15 protein-coding genes, 1 other RNA gene and 1 pseudogene are annotated in these 15650 nt (G+C 73.2%); 8 read left to right on the top strand and 9 right to left on the bottom strand.

The genetic code is table 11. From position 1 onward, the window contains the following. Positions 1 to 14 precede the first annotated feature (14 nt). Positions 15 to 1025 carry a small ribosomal subunit Rsm22 family protein gene (locus tag OG429_RS12675; RefSeq protein ID WP_328925420.1) on the top strand — a complete coding sequence of 337 codons (1011 nt, stop codon included), beginning with the start codon at positions 15 to 17 and terminating at the stop codon, positions 1023 to 1025. Between the two features lie 48 nt (positions 1026 to 1073). Here the strand turns inward: OG429_RS12675 and ddaH are convergent, their stop codons facing one another. Further along, a complete protein-coding gene (gene ddaH / locus OG429_RS12680) occupies positions 1074 to 1964 on the bottom strand; it encodes a dimethylargininase (protein WP_405680005.1) in 891 nt (296 codons plus the stop codon). A gap of 70 nt (positions 1965 to 2034) precedes the next feature. Here ddaH and OG429_RS12685 point away from each other — a divergent pair, with 70 nt between their 5' ends. Continuing rightward, positions 2035 to 2646, top strand: a complete 612-nt coding sequence (locus OG429_RS12685) for a TetR/AcrR family transcriptional regulator (protein WP_328925422.1) — start codon at positions 2035 to 2037, stop codon at positions 2644 to 2646. Between the two features lie 170 nt (positions 2647 to 2816). After that, positions 2817 to 3566, top strand: a complete 750-nt coding sequence (locus OG429_RS12690; RefSeq protein WP_328925423.1) for a bifunctional DNA primase/polymerase — start codon at positions 2817 to 2819, stop codon at positions 3564 to 3566. Positions 3567 to 3759: 193 nt separating this feature from the next. On the opposite strand, the gene yaaA is transcribed toward OG429_RS12690, so the two are convergent. Beyond that, the gene (gene yaaA, locus OG429_RS12695; RefSeq protein ID WP_328925424.1) at positions 3760 to 4563 is read right to left on the bottom strand and encodes a peroxide stress protein YaaA; all 804 of its coding nucleotides are present in this window, start codon (positions 4561 to 4563) and stop codon (positions 3760 to 3762) included. Between the two features lie 102 nt (positions 4564 to 4665). Between yaaA and OG429_RS12700 the strand changes: the two genes are divergently transcribed. Further along, a complete protein-coding gene (locus OG429_RS12700) occupies positions 4666 to 6108 on the top strand; it encodes an RNB domain-containing ribonuclease (RefSeq protein ID WP_328925425.1) in 1443 nt (480 codons plus the stop codon). A gap of 226 nt (positions 6109 to 6334) precedes the next feature. Here the strand turns inward: OG429_RS12700 and OG429_RS41430 are convergent. Then, positions 6335 to 6589 (bottom strand): annotated as a pseudogene (locus tag OG429_RS41430) (MerR family transcriptional regulator); the annotation flags it as partial. A gap of 15 nt (positions 6590 to 6604) precedes the next feature. Between OG429_RS41430 and rnpB the strand changes: the two are divergent. Beyond that, an RNA gene (gene rnpB / locus OG429_RS12705) (RNase P RNA component class A) lies at positions 6605 to 7007 on the top strand. A 107-nt stretch (positions 7008 to 7114) separates the two neighbouring features. Beyond that, positions 7115 to 7453: a DUF6197 family protein gene (locus OG429_RS12710; protein WP_328925426.1), complete on the top strand. Its 339-nt coding sequence runs from the start codon at positions 7115 to 7117 to the stop codon at positions 7451 to 7453. A 66-nt stretch (positions 7454 to 7519) separates the two neighbouring features. Here OG429_RS12710 and OG429_RS12715 read toward each other — a convergent pair whose 3' ends face one another. The 3 genes from OG429_RS12715 to OG429_RS12725 are packed head-to-tail and all read right to left on the bottom strand — an operon-like array spanning position 7520 to position 10448. Then, positions 7520 to 8842: a bifunctional RNase H/acid phosphatase gene (locus tag OG429_RS12715; RefSeq protein ID WP_328925427.1), complete on the bottom strand. Its 1323-nt coding sequence runs from the start codon at positions 8840 to 8842 to the stop codon at positions 7520 to 7522. Further along, on the bottom strand, positions 8842 to 9585 hold the full coding sequence (locus OG429_RS12720) for a zinc ribbon domain-containing protein (protein WP_328930255.1): 744 nt from the start codon (positions 9583 to 9585) through the stop codon (positions 8842 to 8844). The genes OG429_RS12715 and OG429_RS12720 overlap by 1 nt, the downstream gene beginning before the upstream one ends. Next, positions 9582 to 10448, bottom strand: coding sequence for a Nif3-like dinuclear metal center hexameric protein (locus tag OG429_RS12725; protein WP_328925428.1), 867 nt, complete (start codon positions 10446 to 10448; stop codon positions 9582 to 9584). Before OG429_RS12725 ends, OG429_RS12720 begins: the two co-directional genes overlap by 4 nt. A gap of 233 nt (positions 10449 to 10681) precedes the next feature. Here OG429_RS12725 and OG429_RS12730 point away from each other — a divergent pair, with 233 nt between their 5' ends. Next, positions 10682 to 11758 carry a hypothetical protein gene (locus tag OG429_RS12730; protein ID WP_443051251.1) on the top strand — a complete coding sequence of 359 codons (1077 nt, stop codon included), beginning with the start codon at positions 10682 to 10684 and terminating at the stop codon, positions 11756 to 11758. A 135-nt stretch (positions 11759 to 11893) separates the two neighbouring features. Here OG429_RS12730 and OG429_RS12735 read toward each other — a convergent pair whose 3' ends face one another. From OG429_RS12735 to OG429_RS12745, 3 genes are all read right to left on the bottom strand, one after another. After that, on the bottom strand, positions 11894 to 12835 hold the full coding sequence (locus OG429_RS12735) for a 3-oxoacyl-ACP reductase (RefSeq protein WP_328925430.1): 942 nt from the start codon (positions 12833 to 12835) through the stop codon (positions 11894 to 11896). A 33-nt stretch (positions 12836 to 12868) separates the two neighbouring features. Next, positions 12869 to 13945, bottom strand: coding sequence for a Zn-dependent alcohol dehydrogenase (locus OG429_RS12740; protein ID WP_328925431.1), 1077 nt, complete (start codon positions 13943 to 13945; stop codon positions 12869 to 12871). Between the two features lie 183 nt (positions 13946 to 14128). After that, positions 14129 to 14983: a MaoC/PaaZ C-terminal domain-containing protein gene (locus tag OG429_RS12745; protein WP_328925432.1), complete on the bottom strand. Its 855-nt coding sequence runs from the start codon at positions 14981 to 14983 to the stop codon at positions 14129 to 14131. A 232-nt stretch (positions 14984 to 15215) separates the two neighbouring features. On the opposite strand from OG429_RS12745, the gene OG429_RS12750 reads away from it, so the two are divergent. Then, on the top strand, positions 15216 to 15575 hold the full coding sequence (locus OG429_RS12750; protein ID WP_328930256.1) for a DNA-binding response regulator: 360 nt from the start codon (positions 15216 to 15218) through the stop codon (positions 15573 to 15575). Positions 15576 to 15650 lie beyond the last annotated feature (75 nt).

Here is a 15650-nt window from a genome sequence, read left to right on the forward strand (position 1 = left end):
CGTAAACTCGGCGGGTGAACGCCTTTGCCCCCACCACCGCCGAGACCCTCCGCAGCGCGCTCGGCGGGCTGCTCGACGGACTCCCGCCCAAGCAGGCCTCGGCCGCCGTGGAGCGGCTCATCGCCAGCTACCGGGGGCAGACCCCGACCGACGCGCCCGTACTGCGCGACCGCTCCGACGTGGCGGCGTACGCGGCGTACCGCATGCCCGCCACCTTCGAGGCCGTCCGGGCGGCCCTGGACGGGCTCGCGGAGGCGGCGCCCGGCTGGGCGCCGGGCTCCCACGTGGACGTGGGCGGCGGCACCGGCGCGGCGACCTGGGCGGTCGACGCCACCTGGGACGGCCCTCGCGAAACCACGGTGCTGGACTGGGCGGAGCCGGCGCTGGCGCTCGGCAAGGAGCTGGCGGCCCGCGGCTCGGAGGTCCTGCGCGGGGCGGCGTGGCGGCGGGCCGTCATCGGCTCCGGGCTGGCCCTGCCCGACGCCGACCTGGTGACCGTCTCGTACGTGCTGGGCGAGCTGACCCCGCAGGCGCGGACGGCCGTCGTCGCCGAGGCGGCGCGGGCCGGCCAGGCCGTGGTGCTGATCGAGCCGGGCACACCGGAGGGGTACCTCCGTATCCGCGAGGCCCGCGACCAGCTGATCGCGGCGGGGCTGCAGGTCGCCGCGCCCTGCCCGCACGACGGGACCTGCCCGATCGAGGTCGGCAAGGACTGGTGCCACTTCTCGGCGCGGGTGAGCCGGTCCTCGCTGCACCGGAAGGTCAAGGGCGGCTCCCTCCCGTACGAGGACGAGAAGTTCAGCTACGTCGCCGCGACCCGCTTCCCGGTCGAGCCCGCCGCCTTCCGGATCACGCGGAAGCCGCAGATCCGGAAGGGGCTCGTCCAGTTGGAGCTGTGCGGCCCGCAGAGCGGTGACTCGGCGGGCCTGACCCGGGTCAACGTGACCAAGCGCCACGGCGACCTCTACAAGGCGGCGCGGGACGCCGACTGGGGCCAGGACTGGCCGCCGCCGCAGGAGCGCTAGGCCGGGCGCAGGACCGGGTCAGACCGGGTCAGACCGAGTCAGGCCGCGTCAGGGCCGCAGCTCCTGGGTGCAGCACTTCACGCTGCCGCCGCCCTTGAGCAGCTCCCCCAGGTCCATCGGGACCGGCTCGAACCCCCGGTCCCGAAGGGGCGCCAACAGGCCGGTCGCCGCCTGTGGGAGCAGGACGTGCCGGCCGTCCGAGACCGCGTTGAGGCCCAGGGCGGCCGCGTCGCGGCCGTCGGCGAGCAGCGCGTCGGGGAAGAGCCGTTTGAGCACGGCCTGGCTGCCCGGCGAGAACGCGGCCGGGTAGTACATGACCTCGTCCCCGTCGAGGACGGACAGGGCGGTGTCCAGGTGGTAGTAGCGCGGGTCCACCAGGTCGAGGCCGATGACGGGACGGCCGAAGAACTCCTGGGCCTCGTCGTGCGAGAGCGGGCTGGAGCGGAAGCCCCGGCCGGCCAGGATGTAGGTGGCGGTGACGGCGAAGTCGCCCTCACCCTCGTTGACGTGGGACGGCTCGTGGATGTCCTGGTAGCCGTGGCTGCGGAACCAGTCCAGGTGGATCTCGGCCTCGGCGGCCCGTTCCGGATAGGCGAAGCGGGCTCCGAGCACCCGGCCGTCGACGACGAGGGCACCGTTCGCCGCGAAGACCATGTCGGGCAGCTCGGGGTCCGGTACGAGGGTCTCGACGGTGTGGCCGAGGGCGCGGTAGCGGTCCCTCAGGTCTTCCCATTGGGCGTGTGCGAGGGGCAGGTCCACCGGTTTCGTGGGGTCCATCCACGGATTGATGGAGTACGTGACCTTGAAGTGTGCGGGTGGGCACATCAGGTAGCGCCGGGGTGTGGCGTCTCTGCGCAAAGAAGGCTCCTCACGACTTGCACTCGACTTACACGTCTCACGACGAGTGTGGAGAGAATCGTCTCTCCTGAAGCGGGACAACGCAGTGAACTGATTGGGTGGTTTACCGGGCAAGAGGAAGACGAGACGTCTCGGTTGATAGTTTCAGGACATGACCAGGACCCCTGACGCCAGCCGCCGCAGCGACCGCTCCCGGCGGGCCATCCTCGACGCGGCACTCGCCCTGGTCGGGGAGGTCGGCTACAACAGGCTGACCATCGAGGCCATCGCGGCCCGCGCGGGGGTCGGCAAGCAGACCATCTACCGCTGGTGGCCGTCGAAGGCCGCCGTGCTGCTGGACGCCTCGCTGGCGCTCACCGGGGACGCGGAGGCGGCGGCCGAGTGGGCCGGCTTCCCGGACACCGGGGACCTCGCGGCCGACCTGAAGCACGTCCTGCGGGCGACGGTGGACCAGCTGCTCGACGAGAAGTACGCGGCCCCCACGCGCGCCCTGACGGCGGCCGGGGCGACCGACCCGGAGCTCGGCGCCCGCTTCACCGAGCGGCTGCTGGAGCCGCAGCTCGCCCTGTACGAGGCGCGGTTGCGCACGGCCCGGGAGGCCGGGCAGCTCGCGCCGGACACGGATCTGCGGCTGACGGTGGAGATGCTGGTCGGCCCGCTGACGTACCGCTGGCTGCTGCGGACGGCGCCGCTGACGCACGCCTACACCGACGCCCTCGTGGACCGGGTGTTGGGTGGGGTGGCCAACGTCACCGCCCGTTAACGGACCGGCAACCTACGGCCGATCGAGAATATATGCCCGAATTCTATGGGTATGTAGGGGGCGTCGGTTACCCATCCCCAACCCCCCGGTCACGAAGACCGGTCACCCGGGGCTCAGGATGGTGGGACCATGTGAAGGTCCGCCGGGGATACGGTGAGGTGAGGGGATCGATGGGGTCTGAGTCCGGCCGCGTCAAACGCGGCGAGCAGAGCAGGATTTCCCAGTGGCTGCGTCGGCGGCCGAAACCCGTCGCCGAGGACCCCGGACGAGAACGCGAGGCGCTGCTCCTGGCCGTCGCCGCGGCCGGTCTGCCGCTCGCCCCCGCCGCCCATCCCGCCGGCTACCGGTGTTCGTGCGACCGGATCGGCTGTCCGACGCCCGCACGGCACCCCCTCTCCTTCGCCTGGCAGACCCAGTCGACCACCGACCGCGCACAGGTCGAGCGGTGGGCGCGCAACCAGCCCCAGGCCAACTTCATCACCGCGACCGGCATGGTCCACGACGTGCTCGACGTCCCGCTGGAAGCCGGCACCGGCGCACTCGCCCGCCTGCTGGAGGCGGGCATCGAGGTCGGCCCGGTCGCCGAGTCGGGCGGCACGGGCGACCAGGCCCGGATGCTCTTCTTCACCGCCACCCGCGGCACGCCGGAGGACGAGGACGAGTGGTGGCCGTGCGAACTGGACTGCCATCCCGAGACCATGGACGAACACCCGGGCCTGCGCTGGCACTGCCGCGGCAGCTACGTCCTGGTCCCCCCGGCGGCCCTCCCCGGTGACCAGGCGGTCACCTGGATCCGCGGCATGGAACATCCCCTCCCGGACCCCCTCACCCTCCTGGAGACCCTGACGGACGCCTGCGCCACGTACGCGGGCACCTCGCCCCAGACCCCGGCGGCGGTCGCCTGGCCCTTGGGCCGCTAGCCCTGGCCGGGGCTCGGTCCAGGGCTGCGCCCAAGCCCGGCGGGGTGCGGCGCCGCTGCGCAAGCGCCCCCGGGCTGCGCCCGGGCGCCCTGGGGCTCCGCCCCAGACCCCGCGCCTCAAACGCCGGCGGGCCTGGTTTTGGGCTGAGCTGAGTTCGCAGGAGTCCGGGGGCGAAGCCACCGCCAACGGCGGGTCAGTGGTGGATCTGGGTGACGACCACGTCGAGGGACCAGGCCTTGCCCGCCTTCGCGGGGGCTTCGGCCTCGACCGTGTAGCCCAGGTCGCGCAGGGCCGTGACCAGCTCGGCGGGCGACGCCGGGACCGCACCGGCCAGCAGCAGGTCCCGGACCAGACGACCCTTCGTCGCCTTGTTGAAGTGGCTCACCACTGACCGCTTCTCCACTCCGTCCACCACCCGCGAATGCAGCACCCGCACGGTCGCCGTCCGCCCCGCCGTCTCCCCCTTCGGCTTCCACGCCGCCGCGTACGCAGCCGACCGCAGGTCCAGCACCAGCCCGTCCCCGGCAACAGCCGGCAGCACGTCCGCCATCGGCCCCCGCCAGTACGCGCCGAGCGCGCCGCGCCCCGGCAGCTTCACACCCATCGAGCAGCGGTACGAGGGAATCCGGTCGGTGATCCGCACCGCGCCCCACAGCCCCGAGAAGACGAGCAGCGCGTCCTCGGCGAGCTTCCGCGCGGCCGGGGTCAGGTCGGCCAGCCCCAGGGCGTCGTACAGCACCCCGGTGTAGATCTCCCCGGCCGGCCGGGCCGCCGCCGAGCGCAGCTCCACGTTCTTCGCGACCTCGCCCCGCAGCCCCTCGCTCAGGCCCAGCACCTCGCGCGCCTTCAGTTCGTCGGCGGCGCACAGCTCGACCAGTTCGTCCAGGACCTCCGCACGGGCCGGGGCCAGCCCCGGCAGCGACAGCGTCTGCGGCTTCAGCGGTGCGCCGGAGCCGCCGGCGGCCTTTCCTTCGGACGGCGGCAGCAGCACGAGCACGGTGGTTCTCCTTCGGTACGACACGGCGCAGGGGATGCGGCCCCGCAGCCAGGGTAGACGGCTCGCCATGCCGTCCGGGCCCGCCGCCCATACGCTCGATCCATGCCACGCCGTCTTATGCACATGACAGGCGCAGACGGGGCTGCCCTGCGGGCCGCGCTGCGTGAACTGCGGACGAAGCTGGACGTACCGGAGGAGTTCCCGGCCGAGGTGCTCGCCGAGGCCGGGCGGGCGGCCCGGGAACCCCGCCTGCCCGGGGCCGATGCCACCGACATCCCGTTCTTCACGATCGACCCCCCGTCCTCCGTCGACCTCGACCAGGCCATGCACCTGGCGAAACGGTCCACCGGCGGCTTCCGGGTCCACTACGCCATCGCCGACGTCGCCGCCTTCGTCACCCCGGGCGGCCCGCTGGACGCCGAGGCCCACCGCCGCGTCACCACCCTCTACTTCCCCGACGGGAAGGTCCCGCTGCATCCGGCCGTGCTCTCGGAGGGCGCGGCCAGCCTGCTGCCCGACCAGCCCCGACCGGCGCTGCTGTGGCGCCTCGACCTCGACGCCGAGGGCCGGGTGGAGACCACCGATGTCCGTCGCGCCCTCGTACGCAGCCGCGCCAGGCTCGACTACGACGGCGTCCAGAAGGCCATCGACACCGGCACGGCGGAGGAGCCCCTCGCCCTCCTGAAGGACATCGGGCTGCTCCGCGAGGCCCTCGAAGTGGAGCGCGGCGGCATCTCGCTGAACGTGCCCGAGCAGGAGATCGTCGGGCACGGGGACTCGTACACCCTGGCCTACCGCGCCCCGCTGCCCGCGGACGGCTGGAACGCCCAGATCTCCCTCATGACCGGCATCGCCGCCGCCGATCTGATGCTGGCCGCCGGGACCGGCATCCTGCGCACCCTGCCCACCGCGCCCGACGGCGCCGTCGGCAGGCTCCGGCGGGCGGCGAAGGCCCTGCGGATCGACTGGCCGCACCACGTCCCGTACGCCGAACTCGTGCGCTCCCTCGATCCGCACCGTCCCGACCACGCGGCCTTCCTCCAGGAGTGCACGGCCCTTCTGCGCGGCGCCGGATACACCGTCTTCACCGGCGGCGAGGCCCCGGACCCGGCGCTCCACGCGGCGGTCGCGGCCCCGTACGCCCACTGCACGGCGCCGCTGCGCCGGCTGGTCGACCGATACTCGGGCGAGCTGTGCCTGGCGGCGGTGGCCGGGGCTGAGCCCCCGCGCTGGGCGGTGGCGGCGCTGGACGCGCTCCCCGAGGAGATGGCGGACGGCACCCGGCTCGCCAACAAGGCCGAGCGGGAGTGCGTGGACCTGGTCGAGGCCGCGCTGCTCAAGAACCGCGTCGGGGAGGTCTTCGAGGCGATGGTGATCGACGTCGACGACCGGGAGCCGAAGGTCGGCACGGTCCATCTGACCGACCCGGCGGTGGTCGGCCGCATCGTGTCCGCCTCGCGGGAGCTGCCGCTGGGCGAGCGCCTGCGGGTCCTGCTGGCGGAGGCGGACCCGGGCACGGCGAAGGTCCTGTTCGCCCCGGCCTGACCTGCCCCGGCGTCCTTCGCGGCGGCACGCGAGACCGTCGGGGCGCCTTCGCCAGCAGCGCGGCGAGCGCGGGCGAGAGCGGCTCGCCCTCCCCGGGCGCCGCGGCCAGCAGCGCCGCGAGCCGCCGCCGGCGCTCGCCGATCTCGGCCTCCTGGCGGGCCAGGTTGGCGTCGAGCTCTTCGAGTACGTCGGCCAGTTCGCGCCCGGCGTCGTCGGCGAGGACGTCCCGCACTTCGTCGAGGCTCAGCCCGAGCTCGGTGAGCCGCCGTACGCGGGCCAGCAGGACGGCGTCACGGACGCTATAGGCCCGGTAGCGGTTGGGTCGCCGCTCCGGCTCCGGGAGCAGCCCGACATCGTGGTAGTGCCGGATCGCCCGGGTGGTGACCCCGACCAACGCGGCGATCTCTCCGATCCGCATGCCCTCCAGTAGAAACCCTGCCGCTGCGGCAAGGTCAAGCCGCGTCGGCACAGCCGGTAGCATGGTCGCCACGGCAGACGAGTCGGCCGGGCGGCCGCGTCGGGATCTTGAGGATCCCGCCGAGGAACGTCCGGGCTCCACAGGGCAGGGTGGTGGGTAACGCCCACCCGGGGTGACCCGCGGGACAGTGCCACAGAAAACAGACCGCCGGGGGCTTCGGTCCCCGGTAAGGGTGAAACGGTGGTGTAAGAGACCACCAGCGCCTGAGGTGACTCAGGCGGCTAGGTAAACCCCACCCGGAGCAAGGTCAAGAGGATCCGTCTTCGGACGGGTCTGCGCGGACGCTTGAGGGCTGCTCGCCCGAGTTCGCGGGTAGACCGCACGAGGCCGGCGGCAACGCCGGTCCTAGATGGATGGCCGTCTCCCCGGCGACCGCGAGGTCACCGGGTGACAGAACCCGGCGTACAGGCCGGCTCGTCTGCCCTTTCCACTCCGTTCGGGGTGCCGCGAACGCCGGCGGCTGCCCGGATCTCGGCAGCTGACACGAATGCCCCTCGCAGGGGCACGTCATGGGGCACGCTCGCACCCATGACCGATCACCCCGCGGCCGCTGCCGCCGCTCTCATACGCGAACTCGCCGAAACGACCACCGACCCCCGCGAAGCCTACGGAAGCCCCGCCGAGATCGCCTCCGTGGCCGGAAGCCTGCTCGACCTGGCCCGTCACCTCGAAGACGCCTTACGCCACCTGGAGCGGCACATGCTCCGGCGTGACGACGACTGGGCCACCACGGACGGAGAACGGCCCGGCCGGTACGCGCGGGAGGCGAGCGGCGCGATCCAATCCGCCCAGGCCGAAGCCCGCAACATGGCCCGCGCCCTGGCCCGGTCGGTGGAAGCCCTCAGCCACCTGAAGCCCGCACCCTGATGAAGACGCGGTGAGAGAGGCCCCCGCCATCGGGCTATCGGGGCGGGGGCCCTTTCGGATGTGCGGCTAGCGCAGGTGGGACGTGTCGTTCAGCAGCCGTACCGAGGCGTTGCCGTCGGCGTAGTAGGCCACCGCCGACAGGGAGGCCGCCGAGAGTTCCATGCGGAACAGGGACTCCGGCGGGGCGCCCAGGGCGAGGCGGACCATGATCTTGACCGGGGTCACGTGGGTGACCAGCAGCACCGTACGGCCCGCGTGCGCGGCGAGCAGTCGGTCGCGGGTCGCCGAGATCCGGCGGGTGGCGGCCATGAAGCTCTCGCCGCCGCCCGTGGGGGCCGCCTTCGGGGAGTCCAGCCACCCCTGGAGGTCGTCGGGGAACCGCTCGCGCACCTCGGCGAAGGTCAGGCCCTCCCAGGCGCCGAAGTCCACCTCGCGCAGGCCCTCTTCGACGGTCACGTCGAGGCCGAGGCGGTCGGCGACGGCCTGCGCGGTCTCGCGGCAGCGGCGCAGCGGGGAGCTGATGACCGTCTGCACGGTGCCGCGCGCGGCGAGCGCCTCGGCCACGGCCGCGGCCTGGCGCCGCCCGGCAGGTGACAGCTCGGGGTCGGAGCCCCCGCTCCCGGAGAAGCGCTTCTGCGGGGTGAGGGCGGTCTCGCCGTGGCGCAGCAGCACGAAGGTGGCGGGGGTGCCCATGTCGGGCCCCCAGCCCGTGCCCGCGGCGGGGGCCGCCGCGGGGGCCTGTCCGGCGGCGCCGGGCCCGGGCTGCGCGAAGAGCGTGCCGGTGCCGCCCGCTTCGGCGGAGCCGGCCCGCGCGGGCGCGGCCTCGGCCGCGCGGGTGCCCGTACCGGAGCCGGAGGCAAGGGCGGCGCGCACGGCTGCGGCGCCCTTCGCCACGTCCCCCGGAACACCGCCGGAGGCTACGGCGCGCGCGGCGCCGTGGTCCAGGGCGGCGCTGGAGGCCGACGGCTCCCACTGCTTGCCGCGCTTGCCCGCGTCCATGGCCTCGTTGGCGAGCCGGTCCGCATGCTTGTTCTTCTCGCGTGGGATCCACTCGTACGTGACCTGGGAGCGGGGCAGGATCGTCGCCGCTTCCGCCGCGAGCGGCTTCATGTCCGGGTGCTTGATCTTCCAGCGGCCGGACATCTGCTCGACGACCAGCTTGGAGTCCATCCGGACCAGGACCTGCGCGTCCGACGCCAGTTCACGCGCCGCCTTGAGCCCGGCGATCAGGCCCTTGTACTCCGCCACGTTGTTCGTCGCGACGCCGATGTACTCCGCGCGCTCGGCCAGCGTCTCGCCCGTCGCCGGGTCGAGGACGACCGCGCCGTAGCCGGCGGGCCCCGGGTTGCCCCGGGAGCCGCCGTCCGCCTCCACGACAAAGCGCGGCATCAGATGCCCGAGTCGGCCGTACGGACCAGGATGCGGCCGCAGTTCTCGTGGCGCACGACCTGGTCGCGGGCCGCGGCCTTGATCTCGTTGACCTCGGCCATGTCGAGCTCCAGGCGGCAGCCCTCGCAGCGGCGCTGGTACAGGCGCGCGGCACCGACCCCGCCCTGCTTGACGCGGATCTTCTCGTACAGCGCCATCAGGTCGGCCGGCATGGAGGCGACGATGACCTCGCGGTCCTTGGCGATCTTGGCGGCTTCGGCGTCGAGCTCGCCGGTGGCCGCGTCACGGCGCGCGATGGCGTCCGCCAGCTTGGTCTCCAGGCCGGCGACGCGGTCGGTGAGCTCGGTGACCCGCTCCTGCGCGGCCTCCAGGCGCTCCATGACCTCCAGGACCACGTCCTCCAGGTCGCCCTGCCGCTTGGCCAGGGAGACGACCTCGCTCTGCAGGTTCGCCAGGTCCCGGGCCGAAATGCCCACGCCGGAGTCCAGGCGCTGCTGGTCGCGGGCCGCGCGCTGGCGCACCTGGTCCACGTCCTGCTCGGCCTTGGTCTGCTCGCGCGCGGCGTCGCTGGCCTGCGTCTGGGCGGCGACGAGCAGGTCGCGCTGCTGGGTGAGGTCCTTGGTCAGCGAGTCGACCTCGGCGTGCTCGGGCAGCGACTTGCGCTTGTGGGCGAGCTGAGACAGCCGGACGTCCAGGGCCTGGACGTCGAGAAGTCGGATCTGGTCGGCGGGCTCGGCGTTCAGTTGGGGGCTCCTGAGATAGAAGAGGGAGGTGAGGAAACGTCGGACGGCGCGTGCGCCGTCCACGGGTCGGTGACCGTGCGCGAGACATGGGTACGCAGACCCCAGCCATGGCGCTCGGAAATCGCGTCGAGCTGTGCGGCGGCCTGCTCGCACCAGGGCCATTCGGTAGCCCAGTGGGCGGCGTCGACGAGGGCGAGCGGGCTCTGCTCGCGGGCCTCGGACACCGGGTGGTGGCGCAGGTCGGCGGTGAGGAAGACGTCCACGCCCGCCGCCCTGACCTGGTCGAAGAGGCTGTCGCCGGAGCCGCCGCTGACGGCGATGCGGCGGATCTGCGCGTCCGGGTCGCCGGCGACGCGGATGCCCTGGGCGGTCGCCGGCAGCGAGGCCGCGGCGCGGGCTGCGAACTCGCGCAGGGTCTCGGGGTGGTCCAGTTCGCAGATCCGGCCCAGGCCCCGGCGGCCGGCCGGGTCGGTGGCGTCGGGCACCAGCGGGCCGGTGATCCGCAGGTCCAGGGCGCCGGCGAGGGCGTCGGAGACACCGGGGTCGGCGGTGTCGGCGTTGGTGTGGGCGACGTGCAGCGCGATGTCGTTCTTGATCAGCGTGTGCACGACGCGGCCCTTGAAGGTGCCGGCCTCGACGGTGGTGGTGCCGCGCAGATAGAGGGGGTGGTGGGTGACGATCAGGTCGGCGCCCAGCTTCACCGCCTCGTCGGCGATCTCCTGTACGGGGTCCACGGCGAACAGCACCCGGGAGACCTCGGCTTCGGGGTCGCCGCAGACGGTGCCGACGGCATCCCACTGCTCGGCCCGCGAGGGGGGCCAGAGAGCGTCCAGCGCGGCGATGACTTCAGAGAGACGGGGCACGGGCCAAGGCTACCGTCCGGTGCGACCGTCCCCGCCAGGACGGGCCCCGCCCCGGCCCTGCTCCCGGCCCCACGACGGCCGGGGCGGGTGAGCGCCCGGATCTTGCACAGCACAACCGTCTCCTGAGCCAAAGACGAATCGCCGCCCGGCCACCCGTATGTGTGAAGCGGGCTTGGCCGCACTGTTCGTCAGGAACGGCGAAAACTAGCTTCGCCACCGGAGGTGAAGCACGGATGACTGTCTGTGCCATCGAAATGACGACCACGGGCCCGTTCACGATCGCCGCGGACGGGTCGTACGCCGCCCGCCTCGCAGGGAACGGCGAGGCGCTCTACGCGGAGCGCTGGACCCTGGCCGGGCCCGAGCCGTACGCGGTGCCGCTGCCGCTCGCGCAGCCCGAGGAGGCCGACAGCGAGCTGCTGCCCCTGACCGACGGGCGGGTGCTGATCCACCGGCGGGTGGCGGAGCGGCACGCCTTCGCCCTGCTGTACCCGACGGGCGCCGCTGCCGGGCCGCGCACCGGGGAGCTCCAGCTGGGTGCGGTGGAGCCGGAGGAAGGAAGGGACGTACGGGTCCGCCTGCTGCCCCCGTCCCCGGACGGCCGCGACGCCTTCGCCCTGGCCGTGACCGACGCCGGGACCACGGTGTGGCGGGTGGCCGGTGGCCGCTCCGGGCCGGAGCGGGTCGCCCGGATCCCGGGCCGCTGCTCCGGCGGCGTATGGCTGGACCGCGTGGGCCGGCTGCTGGCCCTGGACCGCGAGCTGGACGGCACCACCAAGGCCGTCGCCGTCGACCTGGTGCGCGGCGGCGAGGTCTCCCCGCTGCTCCAGATCACCGAGGCCAGCGACGACCGGCTGCTGCTGGCCGACCCGGACAGCGGCCTGCTGCTGATCCGATCGGACGCGCCGGGCGAACCGCGCCTGGGCTGGGGGGTGCTGGGCAGTTCGCTGCCGGTCCGCTTCCCGGAGTGTTTGCGGCTGGGGGACGCGCACCCGTTCGCCGTGCAGCCCGGCCAGGCGCTGATGCCGGAGACCAGCGGGGTGGCCCTGCGGCTGCCCGACGGCGGGATCGGGCTGTGGCGCCCCGCCGACCGGCACCTCTTCCGGCTCGGGGCGCCCGCGGGCTGGCTCGGCGGGACGGGCCTGTGGAGTCCGCAGGGCCGCCTGCACCTCCCGTACGCGACCCCCGAAGTCCCCTGCGGGATCGTCGGGATGAGCCTGCCGGTCTCCCCTCCCCCGCCGGTCCGCCTGGACCCCGTCCCACCGCCCCCGACGCGCCCCATCCCCCTCCAGCAGGCCCCGCTGCGATAGGCACGGGCGATGACCGGCGTGCACTACCGGGAGCCGGCCGATCTGCACGGGCCTCTGGGCTTCCTGTCGGCCCGCTGACCAGCGCGGCGGCGGGTCTGGGTGCACGACCCGGACCCGCCGCCGCAGCGCCGCGGATCAGCCGTGCTTGAGGCCCAGGACCTCCGTCGCGGCGAAGGTCTCGTTCGCCGGGCGGGAGTCGTAGTGCGGGGTCAGGACCTCGTCGAGCTCCTCGTAGGAGAAGGCCTCCTTGGTCGTGTCGAACTTCGCCGCCACCCTCGGGCGTTCCATCACGACCACGATCCCGCCGTGCACGACGAACAGCTGCCCGTTGGCCTTCGCGGCGGCCGGTGAGGCCAGGTAGCCGACGAGCGGGGAGACGTGCTCGGGGGCGAGGGCGTCCAGCTTGCCCTCCTCCGGGACCTGGAAGCCCGCGAAGACGTCCTCGGTCATCCGGGTGCGGGCGCGCGGGCAGATGGCGTTGGCCGTCACCCCGTACTTGGCGAGGGCCAGGGCGGTGGAGGTGGTCAGGCCCACGATGCCGCCCTTGGCCGCCGCGTAGTTCGGCTGGCCGGCCGAGCCGCCGAGGAAGGCCTCGGAGGAGGTGTTGACGATCCGGCCGTAGACCGGCCCGCCCGCCGCCTTCGACCGCTCGCGCCAGTGCACGGACGCGAAGTGCGTGGTGTTGAAGTGGCCCTTGAGGTGGACCCGGATCACCGAGTCCCACTCCTCCTCGGACATCGAGAAGACCATCCGGTCGCGCAGGATGCCCGCGTTGTTGACCAGGATGTCGAGCTTGCCGAAGCTGACCACCGCCAGGTCCACCAGCTCGCGCGCCTGCTCGAAGTCGGCCACGTCGCCCAGGTGCGCCACCGCCCGGCCGCCCGCGGCGCGGATCTCCGCGGCCACCTCCTGTGCCGGGGAGGCCGAGGCCTCCCCGGAGCCGTCCCGGCCGGGCTGCCCGAAGTCGTTGACGACCACGCTCGCGCCGAGCCGTGCGAGCTCGATCGCCTCGGCCCGGCCGAGGCCGCGGCCCGCGCCCGTGACGATGGCGCTGAGCCCCTCAAGTGGCAGTGACATCTGTACGGTTCCTCTCGCAGATCTCGGAGCGGGTCAGAGTTCGATGCAGGTGCGCAGGGCCACGCCCGTACGCATCTGGTCGAGTGCGTCGTTGATCTCGGCGAGCTGCACCCGGTGCGTGATCAGACCCGCCAGGTCCACCCGGCCGGCCCGCCACAGCGCGATGGTGCGCTCGTAGGAGCGGAGCACGTCCCCGCCGCCGTACATCGAGGGCAGGATCTTCTTCTCGTCGAAGAAGAGCGAGAACATGTCGATCTGGAAGTTGTCGTCCATGGCGCCCGCGCCGACGATGACCACGCTGCCGCCGCGCCGGGTCATCTTGTACGCGGTCTGCGCGGTGGCGGACTTGCCGACGACCTCGAAGACGTAGTCGAAGCCCTCGCCGCCGGTGATCCGGTTCTTGGCGTCGTCGAAGGCGTCCGGGGCGACCGCCTCGGAGGCGCCGAACCGCAGGGCGGCCTCGCGCCGCGACTCCACCGGGTCGACGGCGATGATCTGCGCCGCGCCCTGGACCTTGGCGCCCTGGATGACGGATATGCCGACGCCGCCGCAGCCGATGACGGCGACCGAGGAACCGGCCTCCACCTTGGCGGTGTTGATGGCCGCGCCGAGGCCGGTGGTGACGCCGCAGCCGATGAGCGCGGCGATGTCGAAGGGCACGTCGTCGGGGATCGGGACGGCGCACTTGGCGTCGACCACGAGTTCCTCGGCGAAGGTGCCGGTGGCGGCGAAGCCGAAGATGTCGCCTCCCGCGCGGCGGAAGTTGGGGGTGCCCGCGTTGACCAGGCTCTCCAGGCACAGGTGGCCCTGGCCGCGCTTGCAGGACGGGCAGTGGCCGCACGGCGGCAGCCAGCAGACGAGGACGCGGTCGCCGGGCTTGTGACCGGTGACCCCGTCGCCGACGTCGGAGATCACTCCGGAGCCCTCGTGGCCCGGGATGAAGGGGGCGGGCTGCGGCAGGACGCCGCTCATCGCGGAGAGGTCCGAGTGGCACAGGCCGGTGGCCTTGATCCGGATCTTCACCTTGCCGGGGCCGAGGCCCACGGCCTCCATGTCGTCGACCACTTCGAGCTTGTCCTGGCCGATCTCGCTCTGCAGTGCTGCGCGCACGGTGCGGCTCCTTCTGTGGATGAGGGGGTGTCCGGCGGATCAGGGTCGGATTGCCCGGGTCGTCTGGTGCCGTGCATTGCAAGGCGGAGGAGGGAGTCCATGCGGAGCATCGACGACCGACGACAACGCGGCAAGGTGCGGTGCCAGGCGGCCCGGGCCCGGCCGTGATCCGCCGGACACCCCCTACGCGTGTTCGACGACGGTGTCGGCGAGGACCGGCGCGTCGTCCCGTTCGACGGCGGTCACCGACACCAGGACGCGGCCGGGCTCCTGCCACATCCGGATGCGCAGCGTCTCGCCGGGGAAGACGATCCCGGCGAAGCGCGTGCGGTAGGCGCGGACCCGGGACACGTCCCCGCCGAGGGCCGTGTCGACGACGGCCTTGAGGGTCATCCCGTACGAGCACAGGCCGTGCAGGATCGGCTTGTCGAAGCCGGCCGTCTTGGCGAACTCGGGGTCGGCGTGCAGGGGGTTCCAGTCGCCGGAGAGGCGGTAGAGGAGCGCCTGCTCCTCGCGGATGGTTCTGTCCTCGACCCGGTCCGGCGCCCGGCCGGGCAGCTCCTCGCGGGCGGAGGGCCCGCGCTCGCCGCCGAATCCGCCCTCTCCGCGTACGAAGATCTGCGCGTCGCTGGTCCACAGCGGCCCGTCGGCGTCCGCGACCTCGGAGCGCAGCACGATCACGGCCGCCTTGCCCTTGTCGTAGACGGCGGCGACCTTGGAGCTGGAGGTGGCCCGGCCCTTGACGGGGATGGGCCGGTGCAGCTCGATGGAGTGGCCGCCGTGCAGGACCGCGGCGAGGTTGACGTCGATCCCGGGTGCGGCGAGGCCGCCCAGCATGGCCATGCCGGCGCCGGCGACGGTCGCGAAGCTGGGCAGGACGTGGAGCTTGGACTCCAGGGTGTAGCGCAGCTCGTCGGGGTCGGTGGCCGGGAGGCCGGCGCCGAGGCCGAGGTGGTAGAGCTGGATGTCCTTGTGGTCCCAGCCGATGTCCCCCTGGCGGGGGTCGGCGGCGAGGGCCTTGGCGGCATCGATCGGCATGAGGATGCTGCTCCCTGTCGTTGAAGAGCCGGGCCGTGGAAGACCTCGGTGCGGCCGTCCGCACCGTCGGCCGCACCGAGGTCGCATACGGGACCGGCTGGTTCTAGAACGCGTTCTAGGTCCGGCCGGTGAGGGAATGTATAACGCACGCCCCGACAGTTGTGAAGACTCACGGGGGGACTGTCGGGAAGCCTCCTGACTCCATGTCAGATAGGCTTTCCCGGTGGACGAAATGCCCGTGGAACACCGTCCGGCCCGCGCGCTGCGCGTCCTGCTGGATCCCCCGAACCCGGCCCTGGCGCTCCAGCTCGGCCTCCAGCCGGACATCGAGGTCGTACGGGACACGCTGGCGCGGCCCGCGGTGGCGCTGGTGGAGGAGGCCGGCGCCGTTCCCGGACTGCTGGCGGAGGATCCGGAGTGCCGGGTGCTGGTCCTGGCGGGTTCGGCCCGCCCGGGCCTGCTGCCCGCGGCCCTCGCGGCGGGCGCGGCGGGGCTGGTCCTGCGCGACGGCCCGGTCGAGGACCTGGCCGATGCGATCCGCCGCGCCTCGATGGGCGAAACGGTGATCGACCCGGCCCTCGGTGCGCCCTGAAAATGCCGTTCTACAGGACCATCCGCCCGATCAACATGCCGCTCCTGAAAAGGAATTGAGCATCAGCGCCCCCCT

Origin of the sequence: Streptomyces sp. NBC_00190 (assembly GCF_036203305.1) — a bacterium.
In the GTDB taxonomy this organism is placed as follows: Bacteria; Actinomycetota; Actinomycetes; order Streptomycetales; family Streptomycetaceae; genus Streptomyces.

Coding starts and splice junctions, on each gene's coding strand:
- OG429_RS12685 (WP_328925422.1), top strand. CDS start 2,035: ATGACCAGGACCCCTGACGCCAGCCGCCGCAGCGACCGCTCCCGGCGG.
- OG429_RS12690 (WP_328925423.1), top strand. CDS start 2,817: ATGGGGTCTGAGTCCGGCCGCGTCAAACGCGGCGAGCAGAGCAGGATT.
- OG429_RS12700 (WP_328925425.1), top strand. CDS start 4,666: ATGCCACGCCGTCTTATGCACATGACAGGCGCAGACGGGGCTGCCCTG.
- OG429_RS12710 (WP_328925426.1), top strand. CDS start 7,115: ATGACCGATCACCCCGCGGCCGCTGCCGCCGCTCTCATACGCGAACTC.
- OG429_RS12715 (WP_328925427.1), bottom strand. CDS start 8,842: ATGCCGCGCTTTGTCGTGGAGGCGGACGGCGGCTCCCGGGGCAACCCG.
- OG429_RS12730 (WP_443051251.1), top strand. CDS start 10,682: ATGACTGTCTGTGCCATCGAAATGACGACCACGGGCCCGTTCACGATC.
- OG429_RS12735 (WP_328925430.1), bottom strand. CDS start 12,835: ATGTCACTGCCACTTGAGGGGCTCAGCGCCATCGTCACGGGCGCGGGC.
- OG429_RS12745 (WP_328925432.1), bottom strand. CDS start 14,983: ATGCCGATCGATGCCGCCAAGGCCCTCGCCGCCGACCCCCGCCAGGGG.
- OG429_RS12750 (WP_328930256.1), top strand. CDS start 15,216: ATGCCCGTGGAACACCGTCCGGCCCGCGCGCTGCGCGTCCTGCTGGAT.